11 protein-coding genes are annotated in these 16,605 nt (G+C 64.6%); 10 read left to right on the plus strand and 1 reads right to left on the minus strand.

All coding sequences use genetic code 11. The annotated features are described in order from the left end of the window. Positions 1-28 precede the first annotated feature (28 nt). The 6 genes from E1742_RS21310 to E1742_RS21335 all read left to right on the plus strand — a co-directional run bounded on the left by E1742_RS21310 (position 29) and on the right by E1742_RS21335 (position 8,148). Complete coding sequence (locus tag E1742_RS21310; RefSeq protein WP_134387132.1) at positions 29-424, plus strand: hypothetical protein; 396 nt, start codon at positions 29-31, stop codon at positions 422-424. A 103-nt stretch (positions 425-527) separates the two neighbouring features. Beyond that, a complete protein-coding gene (xdhA, locus tag E1742_RS21315; RefSeq protein WP_134387133.1) occupies positions 528-2,003 on the plus strand; it encodes a xanthine dehydrogenase small subunit in 1,476 nt (491 codons plus the stop codon). After that, the gene (xdhB, locus tag E1742_RS21320; RefSeq protein WP_134387134.1) at positions 2,000-4,378 is read left to right on the plus strand and encodes a xanthine dehydrogenase molybdopterin binding subunit; all 2,379 of its coding nucleotides are present in this window, start codon (positions 2,000-2,002) and stop codon (positions 4,376-4,378) included. Before xdhA ends, xdhB begins: the two co-directional genes overlap by 4 nt. After that, positions 4,371-5,354: a xanthine dehydrogenase accessory protein XdhC gene (gene xdhC / locus E1742_RS21325; protein WP_134387135.1), complete on the plus strand. Its 984-nt coding sequence runs from the start codon at positions 4,371-4,373 to the stop codon at positions 5,352-5,354. Before xdhB ends, xdhC begins: the two co-directional genes overlap by 8 nt. Positions 5,355-5,358: 4 nt before the next feature. Then, entirely contained in the window at positions 5,359-6,666 is a 1,308-nt protein-coding gene (guaD, locus tag E1742_RS21330; protein ID WP_134387136.1) for a guanine deaminase, read from the plus strand. Positions 6,667-6,690: 24 nt separating this feature from the next. Further along, positions 6,691-8,148 carry an adenosine deaminase family protein gene (locus tag E1742_RS21335; RefSeq protein WP_134387137.1) on the plus strand — a complete coding sequence of 486 codons (1,458 nt, stop codon included), beginning with the start codon at positions 6,691-6,693 and terminating at the stop codon, positions 8,146-8,148. On the opposite strand, the gene E1742_RS21340 is transcribed toward E1742_RS21335, so the two are convergent. Next, the gene (locus E1742_RS21340) at positions 8,141-8,341 is read right to left on the minus strand and encodes a hypothetical protein (protein ID WP_134387138.1); all 201 of its coding nucleotides are present in this window, start codon (positions 8,339-8,341) and stop codon (positions 8,141-8,143) included. The genes E1742_RS21335 and E1742_RS21340 overlap by 8 nt on opposite strands. Before the next feature lie 618 nt (positions 8,342-8,959). On the opposite strand from E1742_RS21340, the gene E1742_RS21345 reads away from it, so the two are divergent. The 4 genes from E1742_RS21345 to E1742_RS21360 all read left to right on the plus strand — a co-directional run bounded on the left by E1742_RS21345 (position 8,960) and on the right by E1742_RS21360 (position 16,559). Beyond that, a complete protein-coding gene (locus tag E1742_RS21345; RefSeq protein WP_134387139.1) occupies positions 8,960-12,397 on the plus strand; it encodes a TonB-dependent receptor in 3,438 nt (1,145 codons plus the stop codon). Positions 12,398-12,567: 170 nt separating this feature from the next. Beyond that, on the plus strand, positions 12,568-14,250 hold the full coding sequence (locus E1742_RS21350) for a bifunctional metallophosphatase/5'-nucleotidase (RefSeq protein ID WP_134387140.1): 1,683 nt from the start codon (positions 12,568-12,570) through the stop codon (positions 14,248-14,250). Between the two features lie 9 nt (positions 14,251-14,259). Beyond that, positions 14,260-15,501, plus strand: a complete 1,242-nt coding sequence (locus E1742_RS21355) for a phospholipase D-like domain-containing protein (RefSeq protein WP_134387141.1) — start codon at positions 14,260-14,262, stop codon at positions 15,499-15,501. Continuing rightward, complete coding sequence (locus E1742_RS21360; RefSeq protein WP_134387142.1) at positions 15,498-16,559, plus strand: S1/P1 nuclease; 1,062 nt, start codon at positions 15,498-15,500, stop codon at positions 16,557-16,559. Before E1742_RS21355 ends, E1742_RS21360 begins: the two co-directional genes overlap by 4 nt. Positions 16,560-16,605 lie beyond the last annotated feature (46 nt).

The following is a 16,605-nucleotide window of genomic DNA, read 5'->3' on the forward strand; positions in this document are numbered from 1 at the left end:
CAAGCCCCTGTCAAAGGAAGATTCAGTAATGACGCAAGATGTAACAGAATCGCTGGACGACCTGCCCGAAGAACTGCATGCGCCGGTCAGGGCATACATGGCGAACTTCATTAATATGGTCAAATCCGGAGTGGCTGTCGTCAATGGAGAGTCGAACCACAGCGGCCCGGATAAGCACCCTGATTCAGACGAGGTCGATCGGGACTGGCGGCAGAGTTTCATGGATGACGGGTATCTGGTCACCGCCTGGCGAGCGAACCAGAAACAACCCGCTGGGCGATATTCAAGGAATGGCGGCTGGTGCCAAAGCCAACGGTATTCGTGTTCATTGACCTGCATTCCGAGAGCAGTGACCGCAAGCTGCAAATTTATGCCGCACTGGCTCCGGCTGCGGATGGCCGCCTCAAACAGTGTTACGACGTGATGAAGTAAGATATCGCAAGACATATAACGCTCATCTACGTTATCCCATAAGCCAAGCCCGCCGGAGTGTTAGTCTGGGAAGATAGGACCATTCCGAGGCCAGCATGTCTGAACCCATCCGTTTTTATTACCGCGGCGCCGTGCACGAAGTGCGCGATGCCGCTCCCACGCAGACTGTTTTGCAGCATCTGCGCGAGGACCTGCACTGTACCGGCACCAAGGAAGGCTGCGCCGAAGGCGACTGCGGTGCCTGCACTGTGGTGCTGGGCACGGTGGTGGACGGCCGGCTGGAGCTGAAGGCCGTCAATTCCTGCATCCAGCTGACGCCCACGCTGGACGGCAAGGCGCTGTTCACGGTGGAGGACCTACAGCAGCCGGACGGCGCGCTGCATCCGGTGCAGCAGGCGCTGGTCGAGTGCCACGGCTCGCAGTGCGGCTTCTGCACGCCGGGCTTTGCGATGTCGCTGTGGGGCATGTACCTGAAGCTGGACGGCCAGGCGCCGCAGCGCAAGCAGATCGACGACTGCCTGTCCGGCAATCTGTGCCGCTGCACCGGCTACCGTCCCATCATCGACGCGGCGCGGCGCATGACTGAGCTGCCGCGCGTGACGTTCGACACGGCGCAGCTGACGGAACAACTGGCGGCGCTGAAGCGCGACCGCCTGGCCGTCTACAGCGCGCACGGCCAGACGTTCCTGGCGCCGCGCACGCTGGACGAGTTGATCCAGCTGCGTGCCGCCAACCCGGCCGCCACCTTGCTGGCCGGCTGCACGGACGTGGGCCTGTGGATCACCAAGGGACTGCGCGAACTGAACGACATCATCTATCTTGGCCACGTCGATGCGCTGAAGACCGTGACGGAGCGCGACGGCATGATCGAGATCGGCGCCGGCGTATCGCTGGAGACCGCGTACGGCGCGCTGTGCCGGCACTATCCGCAGGAACTGGGCGAGATGCGCCAGCGCTTTGCCTCGCTGCCGATCCGGAATGCGGGCACCCTGGGCGGCAACGTCGCCAACGGTTCGCCCATCGGCGACTCGATGCCGTGGCTGATCGCACTGGGCGCGCAGGTCGTGCTGTGCGGCGCGGGCGGCGACCGCGTGCTGGCGCTGGAGGATTTTTACCTGGATTACATGAAGAAGGACCTGCAGCCGGGCGAATTCGTGCGCGCCGTGCGCGTGCCGCTGCGCCGTCCGGAGGTTGCGTTCCGCACGTATAAACTGGCGAAGCGCTTCGACCAGGATATCTCGGCCGTCTGCGCCGCCTTCGCGTTCACGCTGGACGGCGACACCATTGGATCCGCCCGCATCGCCTTCGGCGGCATGGCCGCCACGCCGAAGCGGGCCCGCACGGCCGAAGCGCTGCTGGCCGGCCGCCGCTGGGACGAACCCGCGCTGAAGGAAGCGATGGCAGCGTTGGCGCTGGATTACGCGCCGCTGTCGGACATGCGCGCGTCCAGCGGTTACCGGCTGCGCAGCGCGCAGAACCTGCTGCGCCGCTTCTGGCTGGAGACGCGTCCCGATGCGCCGCTGGCTGCCAGCGCCGTCAACGCTTTCGCCTGCGTGAAGGAGCTGTCATGAACCATCCCGTCACGCCTGAACTGACCGCGCCCTGGACGGCCGTCGGCGTCGCGCGCCCGCATGAATCGGCCGAGCTGCACGTCCTCGGCCAGGCCACGTATACGGACGATATCCCGGAAGTGCAGGGCACCCTGCACGCGGCATTGGGCCTGTCGTCGAAGGCGCACGCGAAAATTCTCAACCTGGACCTGGCGCCCGTGCTGGCCTGCCCCGGCGTCGTGGCCGCGTACACGGCTGGCGATATTCCCGGCACCAACGACTGCGGCCCGATCATCCACGACGATCCGATCTTCGCGGTGGACGAAGTGCTGTACGTGGGCCAGCCCATCTTCATCGTGGTGGCCGATACGCATACGAACGCACGGCGCGCCGCGCGCAAGGCCGTCGTCACGTACGAAGAACTGCCGGCCATCCTGACGCCGCAGGCGGCCAAGGCGGCCGGCTCCTACGTGCTGCCGCCGATGCGGCTGCAGCGGGGCGATGCGCAGGCCGCGTTCGAGCGCGCGCCGCACGTGGTGCGGGGCGAGCTGTTCGTCGGCGGCCAGGAGCAGTTCTACCTGGAAGGCCAGATCGCGTACGCGATCCCGAAGGAGAACCGCGGCATGCTGGTGCAGTGCTCGACGCAGCACCCGAGCGAGATGCAGCACGTCGTCGCGCATGCGCTGGGACTGCACTCGCATCACGTGACCGTCGAATGCCGGCGCATGGGCGGCGGCTTCGGCGGCAAGGAGTCGCAGTCGGCGCTGTGGGCAGCGGCGGCAGCGATCGCGGCCGCGCTGACGAAGCGTCCCGTGAAGCTGCGCGCGGACCGGGACGACGACATGCTCGTCACCGGCAAGCGCCACTGTTTCTACTATGAATATGAAGTGGGCTACGACGATGCCGGCAAGATCGTGGCCGCCCGTGTCGACATGACGTTGCGGGCCGGCTATTCCGCCGACCTGTCCGGCCCTGTCGCCACGCGTGCCGTCTGCCACTTCGACAATGCATATTATTTGTCGGACGTGGACATCCGCGCCGGCTGCGGCAAGACCAACACGCAGTCCAACACGGCGTTCCGTGGCTTCGGCGGACCTCAGGGCGCGATCGCCATCGAATACGTCATCGACGAAATCGCCCGCAACCTAGGGCGCGACCCGCTCGATATCCGCCGCGCCAATTACTATGGCAAGAGCGAGCGTAACGAAACGCCGTACGGCCAGGTCATCGTCGACAACGTCCTTGACGAGTTGACTGCGGAACTGGAAAGCACCAGCGCCTACCGCGAGCGTCGCGAAGCCATCGCCGCATTCAACGCCACCAGCCCCGTGCTGAAGAAGGGCCTGGCGCTGACCCCGGTCAAATTCGGCATCGCCTTCAATGTCACGCACCTGAACCAGGCGGGCGCGCTGGTGCACGTGTACGTGGACGGCTCGGTACTCGTCAACCATGGCGGCACGGAGATGGGGCAGGGCATCAACACGAAAGTGATGCAGGTCGTCGCGCATGAACTGGGTGTGGACATGTGCCACGTACGCGCCAGCGCGACGGACACGGGCAAGGTCGCCAACACGTCCGCCACGGCCGCCTCCACAGGCGCGGACCTGAATGGGAAGGCGGCGCAGGATGCGGCGCGCCGGATCCGCGAGCGGCTGGCAGCCTTCGCGGTGAAGCAGTACGGCGGCGACGTGGCGGCGGTGCGCTTCCACAATGACGCCGTCCACGTCGACGGCCACGCCGTACCTTTCCCGGAGCTGGTGCAGAAAGCCTACCTGGCGCGCGTGCAGCTGTGGTCCGATGGCTTCTATGCGACACCCGGCCTGCACTGGGATCCGAAGACGATGACCGGCCACCCGTTCTCGTACTACTCATACGGTGCCGCCGTCTCGGAGGTCGTCGTCGATACGCTGACGGGCGAATGGAAGTTGCTGCGCGCCGATGCGCTGTACGACGCAGGCGCCTCGCTCAACCCCGCCATCGATATCGGCCAGGTCGAAGGTGCCTTCATCCAGGGCATGGGCTGGCTGACGACGGAGCAGCTGTGGTGGAACGATGCGGGCAAGCTGATGACGCATGCGCCGTCGACGTACAAGATCCCCGGCATCTCCGACTGCCCGGAAGATTTTCGGGTACGCCTGTTCGACAACCGCAATGTCGAGGACAGCATCCATCGCTCCAAGGCGACGGGCGAGCCGCCGCTGCTGCTGCCGTTCTCCGTCTTCTTTGCCATCCGCGACGCGATCTCCAGCGTGGGCGAACACAAGGTTAACCCGCCGCTGAACGCCCCCGCGACGAGCGAAGAAATTTTGCGCGCCATCGACGCCGTGCAGGTTAGCGTTTCCTCAAAACAGGGGTCTGTCCCGGGTTTTGTGTCCCGGGTTTTTGCCGATGAATGAGTGGCTGACGGCGACCGCCGGGCTGGCCGTGCTGGTCACGGTGGCGCGGGTGGAAGGATCGAGCCCGCGCGCGACCGGCACGAAGATGCTGGTGACGGCGGGAGCGCAGCTGGACACCGTCGGCGGTGGCCATCTGGAGCTGCGCGCCGCTGAAATCGCACGCGAAATGATCGCTGCGGGCGACGTGGCTGTCCGTTATGAACGCTTCCCGCTCGGTCCCAGCCTCGGCCAGTGCTGCGGCGGCGTGGTGTGGCTGACGCTGGAACCCGTCCGCGCCGACCTGGCGGGCGTGCTGCAGGCGTTGCGTGGACGACGCCGTGCAGACTCCTGGCGCGTGACGGCCATCGACGGCGAGCCCGCATGCGCACTGTTCGACGACGCCGGTGCGCTGATCGCGGGCAGCGCCATCGCACCGGTCGGCAACGGCACCGCGCGCCTGATCGCTGATGCCTCCGGCCGCCGCTGGCTGGTCGATCCTGTCCTCGCGCCGCGCGCCAACGTGCTGCTGTTCGGCGCCGGCCACGTGGGCGCGGCGATCGTGCGCGCGCTGGCGGAGCTGCCGTGCAGCGTCACGTGGGTGGACGAGCGCGACGACATGTTCCCGGCCGTCATACCGGCCAACGTGACGGTGGAGGTGACGGATACGCCGGAAACGCTGGTGGCGCTGGCGCCGCCGAACGCCACGTACCTCGTCATGACGCACAGCCATGCGCTGGACCAGCGCCTGTGCGAAGCCATCCTGGCGCGCGAGCGCGTCGGCTGGTTCGGCCTGATCGGCTCGAAAACCAAGCGCGCCCAATTCGAAAGCCGCATGGCCGCGCGCGGCATTGCGCCCGAGCGCATTGCCACGATGGTGTGCCCGATCGGCCTGCCGGGCATCGATGACAAGGCGCCGCCCGTGATCGCCGCCTCCGTCGCCGCGCAATTACTGATACTGTGGCAGGCGCAAGCCGCCCTTGACCCCCAAGAGAACTGAAGATATGACCGCAACAACCCTGCAAGCCTACCGAGCCGGCTTGCTGCATTTTCACGCCGATCCGGCCTTCGCGGAACACGCCCATGCGTGGCACGAGGACGGGTTGCTGATCGTCGCCGACGGTAAAGTCGTCGCGGCCGGCGACTACGCGCAACTGGTGGGGACGCTGCCCCCGGATACGCCTGCCGCCGACTACCGCGGCAAGGTGATCACGCCGGGCTTCATCGACGTACACGTGCACTATCCGCAGACCGACATGATCGCCTCGCCGGCGCCAGGCCTGCTGCCTTGGCTGGAGCAGTACACGTTCCCGACCGAGCGCGCGTTTGCCGATCCGTCGCATGCGGCGGGCGTGGCGGAGTTCTTCCTCGACGAGCTGCTGCGCTGCGGCACCACGACGGCGATGGTGTATTGCACCGTGCATCCGCAATCGGTGGACGCGTTCTTTACGGCCAGCGAGGCGCGCGGCCTGCGCATGATCGCCGGGAAGGTGCTGATGGACCGCAACTGCCCGGACTTCCTGCGCGACACGGCCGAAAGCGGCGCGCGCGAGACGGAAGAGCTGATCCGCCGCTGGCACAGGCACGAGCGCTCGCTGTATGCGATCACGCCGCGCTTCGCGCCCACGTCCACGGAAGCGCAGATGGCCGTCACGGGCGAGCTTGCAAACGCCTACCCGGATACGTTCCTGCAGACGCACGTGTCCGAAAACGAAGCGGAGTGCGGCTGGGTGAAGACGCTGTATCCGCAGGCGCGCAGCTACCTGGACGTGTACGACCGCTACGGCATGCTGCGTCCGCGCGCCGTGTTCGGCCACTGCATCTGGCTCGATGGCGAGGATCGCGCGCGCATGGCAGCCACCGGCTCGGCGGCCGCCGTGTGCCCGACGTCGAACCTGTTCCTTGGCAGCGGCCTGTTCGATTTTGAAAAGGCCGACCAGGCGGGCATGCGCATGGCGCTGGCGACGGACGTGGGCGCAGGCACGTCGTTCTCGATGTTGCAAACGATGAATGAAGCCTATAAAGTAGCGCGCTTGAAGGGCAGCTACCTGCCGGCGCTGCGCATGTTCTATTTGTCCACGCTGGGCGCCGCGCGCAGCCTGCACCTGGACGACACGATCGGCAGCTTTGCCGCCGGACGCGAGGCCGACTTCATCGTCCTCGATCCTCAGGCCACGCCGCTGCTGGCGCGCCGCACGGCCAACTCGGACAGCCTGGAAGAACTGCTGTTTGCGCTGGCGCTGCTGGGCGACGACCGGGCCGTCGCCGCCACGTATTCGGCGGGGCGGCTGGTGCACGAACGCCGGGACTGACCTTCCTCACACACAGGAGCCGTCATGCAGAAAAACCTCATCATCGCAGCGGCCGTCATCGCTGCCTTTGCCGGCAGCGCGCAAGCGGCCAGCAACGAAGACATCGTCAAGCGTCACTTTGCCACCCTGGTGGCCGGGCCGCAGCCGAAGACGGCCGAACTGACGATGTTCCTGACGATGATGCCCAAAGGCGGCGACCTGCATCATCACTACTCCGGCGCCATCTATGCGGAGCAGTATCTGGAGTGGGTGGACAAGCAGGGCTACTGCGTCAACAAGACGAACTTGCGCATCAATACCGACAAGGCGGCAGTCGCCGCTGAAAAGGCCAAGGCGGCGCCGCTGCGGTCCTGCGTTTCCGGCGCCGACCTGGTGGCCGACAACAACGCGTATCGGGCGCTGCTGCAGAAGTGGTCGACGCTGGATTTCTATAACCACAGCACCGACCAGTCCCCGCCCGACCAGACATTCTTCGACACGTTCGGCTATTTCGGTCCCGTCGCGTCGACCAACTCGAACGAAGGCCTGCGCACGCTGAAGAACCGCGCAATCGCCGAAAACCTGGCGTACATCGAAACGATCTTCGAGCTGGCCCCGGTGACGCCCGATCCGGACTTCGACAAGCTGGTACAGTCGCCCGGCTTCGATCCGAAGGCGCTGGATGGGGCGCTGACGGCGCTGGCGGCGAAGCTGGAGGCCAATCCGGCTTTCGCCAAGGGGATCGACGATTACCTGGCCAACGTGAGAACCAGCAGCGCCGGCATCGACGACGACCAGTTTACGATGCGCTACCAGCCTTACGTGCTGCGTTTCCTGTCACCGTCAATCGTGTTCTCGCAGATGCTGTCGAGCTTCAAGCTGGCGCAGGCCAGCCCGCAGATCGTCGGCGTCAATATCGTCGGGCAGGAAAGCCTGAATGTGTCGATGCGCGACTACAGCCTGCACATGCAGATGTTCCGCTTCCTCAAGACGAAGTATCCGGACGTGAAAACGGCGCTGCACGCCGGCGAGCTGAAGCTGGGTATCGTGCCGCCGGAAGGGTTGACGTTCCACATCGCCGAAGCGGTGCGGGTGGCGGGCGCGGACCGCATCGGCCATGGCATCGACATCGCACATGAAAAGGATGCACTCGGCGTGTTGCGCAGCATGCGCGAGCGCAAGGTGCCCGTGGAGGTGAACCTGACGAGCAACGAGTTCATCCTGGGCGTCAAGGGCGCGGAGCACCCGATCGAGCTGTACCGCAAATATCGCGTGCCGTTCGTGCTGTCCACGGACGATGCCGGCGTCACGCGCCACAACCTGTCGAACGAGTACGTGCTGTTTGCCACGCGCTACAAGACCGATTACGCGGAGGTGAAAAAGCTGTCGTACGACAGCATCCGCTACGCGTTCCTGGCCCCTGCCGACAAACAGCGCCTGCTCAAGCAGCTGGACAGCCGGTTCAGCAAGTTCGAAGCCGGCATCGTCGCAGCCATCAAATAATGCTGGGGCCAGGCACCTTGGCGCGGAAACCGGTGACAGGCTCCGTTTTCGGAAAACCGGAGCCTGTCACCGGTTTCACGCCTTCCTGGTCCCGGCCAACAAGACGCGCCTGCTGAAGCAGCTCGACAGCCTCTTCGACAAGTGCGAAGCGGACATCGCCGCAGCCATCAAGCCAGAAACCGGAGCCTGTCACCGGTTTTTTCCGCCAGGGGCAATCAACCAGCCGCCCAAAAAAATATCCCGGTGACCGAAGCCACCGGGATATCCCCCTTCCTGACAATCTCTTCGGCCATCCCAAACCGAAAATGTTGTCTGCTCTTCTTTTTATTCCGACAACTCTGTGGTCGCCGCGCTACAGTTTGTGGTGTGTCTGCCACCGATTTTGCAATTTCTAAATGAATTAATTTCATCAAGAAACCGCTCATTTATAATCGCGCCGGTCAGCCGGCTCCCGCCAGCGCACTCATTCCAGCGAGTTTTTACCATCGATTTATTGCTTGCGCATATAAGTAAGCGCCGTAAATCGAATTTGTCACGTCTTTGGCACTCATGCATAGTAATTCGACAGCTATGAGTCTAGCCCGAAGGTGCGCTTGGGTTGTCACGAAAGTGTCATAAAGATGTCATGGTTGTGACATTGACCCCCGCTAGAATTCCGGGTCGGCTAGGGGACCCTCGTACAGTCAGCCGTGTGGTTGCGAGGTCGTCCCTGCAATGATTTTGCAGCACAAGTAAAGAGTGGCGTCGACGGCGTAACTTGCAGGAACTACGCCAAAAACGCCTATAAAACAGTCCTTTTTGGGGTTAGATAATGATGAATCAAAAACGGCTCCGGCTAACGCAGATCGCGCTCAGCCTGTCCATCGCACTGGCTGCGGCACCGGCGTTCGCCCAGAACACTACTTCCGCCATCGGCGGTCGCGTGTCCGGCGCGGACGGCAATCCTGCCGCTGGCGCAACGGTCACCATCCTGCACGTCGAGTCCGGCTCCGTCAGCAACGTCACCACCGACGCACAGGGCCGCTACGTCGCGCGCGGCCTGCGCGTAGGCGGTCCGTATACGATCACGATCGAGAAGAACGGCGTCATCGAAAAGCGTGACAACGTCTTCGTCAACCTCGCCGAAACGGCCGCGATCGACGCCCAGCTGGGCCAGCCGATGCAGACGGTCGTCGTGGCCGGCAGCGCCGTGCGCAACGACCGCTTCTCGAAAACCACGATGGGCGCCGGCACGAACATCAGCGCCACCGAACTGGCAATCCAGGGTTCGATCAATCGCAACCTGCAGGACTACGCCCGTACCGATCCGCGCGTATCGCAGACCGACAAGGAACGCGGCGAACTGTCCGTGGCCGGCCAGAACAGCCGCTACAACACGCTGACCATCGACGGCGTGTCCGTCAGCGACACGTTCGGCCTGGAAGCCTCCGGCTCGCCGACGTCGAAGCAGCCGATCTCGATCGAAGCGATCCAGTCGGTGCAGGTCAACGTCGCCAACTACGACGTCACGCAGAAGGGCTACACCGGCGGCAACATCAACGCCGTGACGAAGTCCGGCACGAACAAGGTGCGCGGCAGCGTCTACTACGTCTTCCGTAACGACAGCACCGTGGGCGACCGCTTCAACCAGTCCACCGGCGAGTACTACGAGCCAGCCAAGTTCAAGGAAACGACGAAGGGCGCCACCGTCGGCGGCCCGCTGATCAAGGACAAGCTGTTCATCTTCGCCAACTACGAGAAGCTGGAATCGACCCGTACCGCGCCGTCGTTCGGCCCGGTCGGCAGCAACCTGACGAACGTGGCCATCACGCCGGCAGCAATCGCCCAGGCGCAGCAGATCGCCAAGGACCGTTACGGCATGGACGTCGGCAGCTCGACCGTCCCTGGCGGCACGATGCTGGACGTTACCGACAAGCTGCTGAAGTTCGACTGGAACATCAGCGACGATCACCGCGCGATGTTCCGCTGGTCCAAGACCGAGCAGACCGAACCGATCTTCCCGGGCCTGTCCGCCACCGGCATCTCGCTGAACTCGTACTGGTATAACCAGGCTAAAGTCATCGAGACCAAGGTTGCGCAGCTGACGTCCGACTGGACCCCGACCTTCTCCACCGAAGTCAAGCTGTCCACGCGCGACTACGACAGCGTGCCCAAGCTGAACTCGCAGCTGCCGCTGGTCGGGCTGCGTTTCTCCGGTGCGCTGCCGGCCGGCACGCCATCGGGCACGTCGACCAACGACCGCAACCTGAACTTCGGTACGGAAAACAGCCGCCAGCGCAACGTGCTGGGCACGAAGACGGACGACTACTACGTCGGCGCCAACTGGCAGCTGGGCGCGCATGAAGTCAAGTTCGGCGCGGACTACCAGAAGAACGAGATCATGAACGCATTCGTCCAGAACGTGTACGGCAACTACACGTTCGCCTGCCAGCAGGGCATCGGCTACCAGTTCCTGCCGCGCGACGCGCAAGGCAACGAAGGGGTGCTGGCATCGTGCGGCAACAACGTCGCCGCCTCGACGATCGAAGCGGCGGTGCTGGAGAACTTCCGCCGCGGCCGTCCGACGTCGTACCAGAGCACCATCGCCAATACGGGCTACTCGCTGGAAGACGCGGTCGCCAGGTTCACGATGAAGAACACGGGCCTGTTCCTGCAGGACACATGGACCGTCACGCCACAGCTGACCGTCAGCGGCGGCTTCCGCGTCGACAGCATCGACGTCGGCTCGCGTCCGCTGCGCAACAACGCCGTGGCCGCCGCCACCGTGGCGCGCACGTCGCCGACGGGTCGCCAGACGGGCGGCTTCGGTCTGGACAACACGAACACATTCGACGGCCAGAAACTGTGGCAGCCACGCTTCGGCTTCAACTACAACTTCGAATCCGCACGCCGCACGCAGCTGCGCGGCGGTGTGGGCCTGTTCCAGGGTTCGGCCATGGCCGTCTGGCTGGGCAACCCGTTCCAGAACGCCGGCGTGGCAACGGCAGTCGCCGGCTGCGGCACCAGCGGCCTGGCAGCCTGCAACACCACGGGCGGCCTGTTCAGCCCGGACATCGCCAACCAGCCGATCCCGTCCACCGGCACGCCGGCGGCATCGGTCGACATCCTGGCGCCTGGCCTTCGCCAGCCGTCGGTGTGGAAGGCCAACCTGGCCATCGATCACGAACTGCCATGGTACAACCTGGTCGTCAGCGCGGAATACCTGAAAACGGACGTGCGTGACGCGATCTACTACCGCAACCTGAACCTGGGCGAAGCAACGCGCATCGGCAGCGATGGCCGCGAGCTGTACTACACCAGCCAGGCCTACAACACCGATTGCTGGACCTCGACCGGCGCCCGCGTCACCACCGGCGCCTGCTCGGGCCTGCGTGCCCGCTCCGGCGCCAATGCCGGCTTCGCCAACGTGCTGGTTGCCACCGGCACCAAGCAGGGCGGCAGCAACCTGGCGACGCTGTCGCTGAGCCGTCCGATGATCTCGGGCCTGGGCTGGTCGGTGTCGTACACGTACACGGAGTCGAAGGAAGTGTCGCCGCTGACGTCGTCCACGTCGAACTCGAACTGGAACGGCCGCTCGGTCTACAACCCGAACGAAGAAGTCGTCGCCAACTCGAGCTACCTGGTCAAGGACCGCATCAACGCGGTGCTGAACTTCCGCAAGCGCTTCTTCGGTGCGTACAACACGACCTTCGGCCTGTTCTACGAAGGCCGTTCGGGCAAGCCATACAGCTGGACGTTCAACAACGACATGAACGGCGACGATATCGCCGGCAACGACCTGATGTACATCCCGAAGGCGTTCGGTTCGGGTGAAGTCGTGTTCAAGGGCGATTCGGCAACGAACCACGCCAACGAGCAGAAGTTCTGGAGCATCGTGGACGCGAACCGCGGCCTGCGTGACTCCGCCGGCAAGGTCGTCGGCCGCAACACGAGCTTCTCGCCATGGACCAACACGTTCGATCTGCGTATCTCGCAAGAGGTGCCTGGCTTCTGGCAGGGTCACAAGGGTGTAGTCACCTTCGACCTGTTCAACGTGGGCAACCTGCTGAACAAGAAGTGGGGCCGTATCAACGAGGTGGGCTTCCAGTCCGTTGGTGGCGCGCAGGCGCGTAACTTCGTCGACTTCGCCGGTATCGAAGGCGGCAAGTACGTCTACCAGGTACGCGACAAGGTCGAGGACTTCGAAGTGCGCCAGGTCAAGGGCGAATCGCAGTGGGCCCTGCAGGCTACCGTGAAGTACGAATTCTAAGTTCTTCATGACTTGATTCGATCGAAAGGCCGGCGCGCAATCGCCGGCCTTTTTTTGCGGTCGCATCGGCGTCGGACAGCCATGTAACGTAAGGTTTCAACGCATAATTTGCCGTCCGGCGAGCACCGTCGCGCCTGTACAATAAACAGTTCCCGTTCCGTATCGATCCCATGAAATTCTCCCCACATTCCCTTGCCGTTGCCGCCGCCCTGATCGCGCTGGCCGGCTGCGCCACGCGCCCCACCGAAGGCACGACCGAAATCAACCTGGTCGCCATCAACGACCTGCACGGCCACCTGGAAGCCGACAAGTTCACCTATGCCGGCGTCGGCGAGAAGAAGGAACGCACGGTGCAGGCAGGCGGCATCGACACGCTGGGTGCCGCGCTGCAGGCGTGGCGCAAGGAAGACCGCGAGCTGCTGCTGGTGGGCGCCGGCGACATGATCGGCGCCAGCCCGGCACTGTCGGCCATGTGGGCCGACGAACCGACGATCGGCGCGCTCGACCTGCTGGGGTTGCAGGTCTCGTCCGTCGGCAACCATGAATTCGACCAGGGCCGGATCGAGCTGCTGCGCCAGCAGAAGGGCGGCTGCGCGTCGCCACGTGCCGAGAAGGCATGCAAGTTCGACGGCGCCTGGGGTGGCGCGAAATTCGATTACCTGGCCGCCAACGTCATCGATGCCAATACGCGCAAGCCCTTGCTGCCCCCGTACCGCATCCTCGAATCGAAAGGGGTCAAGATCGCCTTCATCGGCGCGGTGCTGAAGGACACGGCCGAAGTGGTGGCCTCTGCCAACATCGCCGGCCTGCAGTTCGGCGACGAAGCCGAAGCCGTCAACCGGCTGCTGCCGGAACTGCGCAAGCAGGGCGTGGGGGTCTTTGTCGTACTGCTGCACCAGGGCGGCCGTACCGCCGCCGAATTCGACAAACAGTATTGCGACGACCTGGAAGGCGATCTCGTCCCGGTCGTCAGAAAGCTCGACCCGGCGATCAAACTCGTCATCAGCGGCCACTCGCACAAGGGTTACCTGTGCAAAGTGGACGGCAAGCTGGTGACGCAGGCGCAGATGGGCGGCCATATGCTGTCGCGCATCAAGCTGGTCGTCGACCGCCAGACCAACCAGGTGGTCGATGTCAGTGCCCGCAACGTCGTCATGGAAAAAGGCGCCTTCGGCAGCGATCCACGCGCCGAAGCGTATCTGGCGAAAGTGCGCCAGCGCGGCAACGCGGAACTGGCCAAGCCCGTGGCGCGCATCGCCGTACCCGCCGTCACGCGCGATGCGAAAGGCGGCGACGAATCGGCGCTGGGCAACCTGGTGGCCGATGCCACGCTGTTCGGCGGCCGTCCCTACGGCGCGCAGATCGCGTTCATGAACACGGGCGGCATCCGCGCCACCCTGGAAACGGGGGAGGGCAACGTCGTCTCGAAAGGCCAGGCGCTGGCCGTCCTCCCGTTCGGTAACACGACCACGGTGATGAACCTGACGGGCGCGCAGATCCGCGCATTGCTGGAACAGCAGTGGGTCGGCGACAAGGCCGAGACGCGCGGCCTGCTGCAGGTATCCGAAGGTTTTACGTACCAATACGACCTGCGCAAGCCGGCCGGCCAGCGCGTGCTGGAGGCGAGCCTGAACGGCATCCCGCTGGACGACAACGCATCGTACCGCGTCGCCGCCAACAACTTCCTGGCCGAAGGGGGCGACGCGTTCCCGATGTTCGCGAAAGGGACGAATCGCGCCGAGACGGGCATCCGCGACATCGATTCGCTGAACGCCTACCTGGCGCGCCGCGAGCAGGACCAGAAACCGGCCGGCCTCGCGCCGGCACAGCCGCGCATCGTGCGCGTCCGATAAGGAGCCGTCATGCGCCGCATCCTGTTCTCTTTGCTGCTGGCCGCCGGCACGGGCAGCGCCCACGCCGACTTCCGCATTCCCGGCTTCGAGCTGGTGCTGACGACGCCCGTCGAGACGTCGCTCGCCAACCCCGACGTGCGCGACGCCATCACCGTCTGGTGCGAGCTGTTCGACAATGCCCGCCAGGACATCGCCATCGGCCAGTTCTACGCCGTCGGCAAGGCCGGCGCACCGTTCGAGAAAGTCATCGAGCGGCTGGAAGCTGCCGGCAGGCGCGGCGTCAAGATCCGCTTCCTGCTCGATAAAAAGGGCGTGAACCTGTCCGATGCGGCGACGCTGGACCGCCTGCGCGCCATCCCCAACCTGGAACTGCGCATCCTCGACTACAGCCAGATCACGGGCAACGGCATCATCCATGCCAAGTACGCGCTGGTCGACGGCAAGGTGGCGTTCGTCGGCAGCCAGAACTTCGACTGGCGCTCGTTCACGCATATCCACGAGACGGGCCTGAAGATCGACGATGCCACGGTCGTCGGCCAGGTCAAGGCCATCTTCGAGCAGGACTGGGCGGCGCAAGGCACGCTGGCGCACGGCGCGAAAGTGGCGCCGCTGCAGGCAAAGGCCGCTGCCGCCGTCGCGCCGACGGAACTGGCGCGGCCGGCGTATCTGCTGGCCAGCCCCGCCGCGTACAACCCGCCCGGCGTGCGCGACTCCGAAACGGGACTGCCGGCATTGCTGGCGGACGCCAGGGAAGAAGTGCGCATCCAGCTGCTCGACTACGCGCCGCTGTCGTATGGACCGAATGGCACGCGGCCGTACTACGCCGTCATCGACAACGCCGTGCGTGCCGCCGCCAACCGGGGCGTGAAGATCAAGCTGATGGTGTCGAACTGGAACCTGGAAGCGCCCGCGCTGCCCTACCTGAAAAGCCTGGCCGTGCTGCCGAACGTGGAGATCCGCGTCGTCACCTTGCCGCGCGCCTCCACCGGCTTCATTCCGTTCGCCCGCGTCATTCACAGCAAGACGATGACGATCGACGGCAAGCTGGCATGGGTCGGCACCAGCAACTGGGCCGGCGGCTATTTCGACCTGTCGCGCAACCTGGAAGTCGTCATGCGCAACGAAGCCATGGCGCGCCGGCTGACGGCGCTGCACGAGCAGACCTGGAGCTCGCCGTATGCGCAGAAGCTGGACATCAACCGCGATTACCCGAAACCGAACAAGGCAACCGAAAAGGCTGTAGCAGAATGAAGAAACTCGCATGCATCGTGGCGCTGGCCGGCGCCTTCGTCACGTCCAACGCGCTGGCATGGGGCAGCGACGGCCACCGCGCCGTGGGCGCCATTGCCGATAAGCTGATCAAGGGCAGCAACGCGGAGAAACAGGTGGCGGCACTGCTGCTGCCCGGCGAGAGCCTGGAGAAGATCGCCGTCTGGGCCGACTGCGTCAAGGGCAACTGGTGCGGCCCGCAAACGGCGGAGATGACGGAATACGTCAACGCCAATCCGAAGCACTCGGAATACCACTACACAGATGTGCCGTTCCAGCTGGACGCGTATCACGACCACGGCGTCGGCACGTTCGACGACGACATCGTGCAGACTCTGAAAGGGGCGATTGCCGTCCTGCAGGGCAAGGACACGCCGCAGACCAATCCGCACAAATTCACCAAACGCCAGGCGCTGCTGATCGTCACGCACCTGGCCGGCGACATCCACCAGCCACTGCACGTGGGCGCGGGCTTTGTCGGCAAGGATGGAAAATTCGTCGTGCCCACGAAGCAGGCGGAGGTCGATGCGCTGAATGTCTTCGATTCGCGCGGCGGCAACAGCCTGCTGCTGGACGATGCGGTGCTGGCGGCGACGTCGAGCAAGCTGATTCCGCCGGCACCACCGAAAGACGACGCCGCGCCTGTGCCGGCGCAGAAGTCGCCGACGAAGCCGTTCCACTCGTACTGGGACACGACGGTCGTCGATTATGCGATGCGCCGCTCCAGCACCCGCACGCCGGAGCAATTCGCGCAATACGCCATCGACACCAAGCCGACGGTTTCCGTCAACACGGGCGATGTCATGAACTGGCCATACCAGTGGGCCAACGACGCGCTGGTCGTGTCGAAGCTGGCGCACACGGGCGTCACGGTCGGCGCGGTGTCCACGCAGACCAGCAAGAGCACGGGCGAGTCGTACAAGGTGTGGGCGCTCACCGTACCGGAGAATTATCCGGTGCCGTCGTCCGCCATCGCGCGCGAGCAGCTGATCAAGGGCGGGTATCACCTGGCCGCGCTGCTGCAGACGATCTGGCCCTGAATCATCTGGTCCTGATTCGCTTTGAGGTGAACGTCGGGGGCAGGCA

The organism is Pseudoduganella plicata, from assembly GCF_004421005.1.
Classification (GTDB): domain Bacteria; phylum Pseudomonadota; class Gammaproteobacteria; order Burkholderiales; family Burkholderiaceae_D; genus Rugamonas; species Rugamonas plicata.